The sequence below is a fragment of the Streptomyces sp. NPDC002130 genome, assembly GCF_040296465.1.
Classification (GTDB): domain Bacteria; phylum Actinomycetota; class Actinomycetes; order Streptomycetales; family Streptomycetaceae; genus Streptomyces.
The window spans coordinates 1-1,253 of sequence record NZ_JBEOXI010000983.1; the positions used below are offsets into that span (position 1 = coordinate 1).

Annotated in this window: 4 protein-coding genes; all 4 read left to right on the forward strand. The window is 71.7% G+C overall.

What is annotated here, in order from left to right; genetic code table 11:
• Positions 1 to 170 precede the first annotated feature (170 nt).
• Positions 171 to 326 (forward strand): daptide-type RiPP, encoded by a 156-nt coding sequence (locus ABT116_RS47620; protein ID WP_351647673.1) that lies wholly within the window; start codon positions 171 to 173, stop codon positions 324 to 326.
• A gap of 160 nt (positions 327 to 486) precedes the next feature.
• Entirely contained in the window at positions 487 to 645 is a 159-nt protein-coding gene (locus ABT116_RS47625) for a daptide-type RiPP (RefSeq protein ID WP_351647677.1), read from the forward strand.
• Positions 646 to 706: 61 nt separating this feature from the next.
• The gene (locus ABT116_RS47630; RefSeq protein ID WP_351647682.1) at positions 707 to 865 is read left to right on the forward strand and encodes a daptide-type RiPP; all 159 of its coding nucleotides are present in this window, start codon (positions 707 to 709) and stop codon (positions 863 to 865) included.
• 88 nt (positions 866 to 953) lie between these two features.
• Positions 954 to 1,115: a daptide-type RiPP gene (locus tag ABT116_RS47635; RefSeq protein ID WP_351647685.1), complete on the forward strand. Its 162-nt coding sequence runs from the start codon at positions 954 to 956 to the stop codon at positions 1,113 to 1,115.
• The last annotated feature ends 138 nt before the right edge of the window (positions 1,116 to 1,253 follow it).

The window sequence follows — 1,253 nt, forward strand, 5'->3', positions numbered from 1 at the left end:
AGCGCCGACGACGTCGCCGCGCTCCTCGCCGAGGCCACCGAGCCGACCGCCTCCGTGGCCGGCTCCCCCGAACCCCTCCCGGCGGCCTGAGCGCCGACCCGGAGGAGCACCAGCACCACCCGCACCACCGCACAGTCCGCATACCGAACCGACAACACGAGGAGAACACCATGGCGCGCAACACCCCGGTCGAGCAGGAGCTGCAGGAGCTCGGCACCGAGCTGGAGATGCAGGAGCTGGAGTCCATCGAGGCCCCGGGCTGGGCCACCAGCGCCGGTGTCAGCGTCGGCATCTCGATCGTCTCCGTCGCCTGGAGCCTCACCTGATCGAGCCGGCTCCCGCCGCTCCGATCCACCGCACCGTGCCCCGCGCACGGCCGGACCTCCCCGACGGCTGCCGCCCGGCTCCCCGTGGGCCGCGCGGCAGCCGGGGGACCCCCGGATCCGCACCACCCCGTCCACCGAACCCCGCAGAGAGGCAACCGACATGAGCGAGAACCCGGGCACCGTCCAGAACATCGAGAGCGCCGAGTTCGTCGAGCTGGAGATGCAGGAGCTGGAGGCCCTGGAGGCCCCGGGCTGGGGCACCATCAGCGTCGCGTTCTCCACCGGCGTCTCGGTCGGCGTCTCGGTGACCCTGACCTGATCGGCCCTCGGTCAGCACCTCCGCAGAACCCCTCGTAGCACCCCTCAGAGAGGCAACCGACATGAACGACAACCTGGGCACCGTCGAGAACATCGAGCACGCCGAGCCCGTCGAGCTGGAGATGCAGGAGCTGGAGGCCCTGGAGGCCCCGGGCTGGGGCACGTTCAGCGTCGCCTTCTCCGCCGGCGTCTCGGTCGGCGTCTCGGTCACCCTGACCTGATCAGCCCGGCAGCACCGTCCCGCACCACCGCACCACCGGCACTTCCGTGCCACACCAACCCGTAGAACCCCTCAGAGAGGCAACCGACATGAACGAGAACCTGGGCACCGTCGAGAACATCGAGCACGCCGAGCTCGGCGAGCTGGAGATGCAGGAGCTGGAGGCCCTGGAGGCCCCGGGCTTCTGGACCGGCGTCTCCGTCGGCACGGCCATCAGCGCCTCCGTCGCCACCTCCATCACCCTCACCTGAGAGCGACACCGGCGAGCGCACCGACGCGACGGGAGACGCAGTAGCCGGCTCCCCTGCGCACCCTGGAGCCCCCTCGGGCGACACCGAGGATCTGCGGTGGTCCGGCCGGCCCGCCCCGCCGGACCCCCGCAAGGGTGG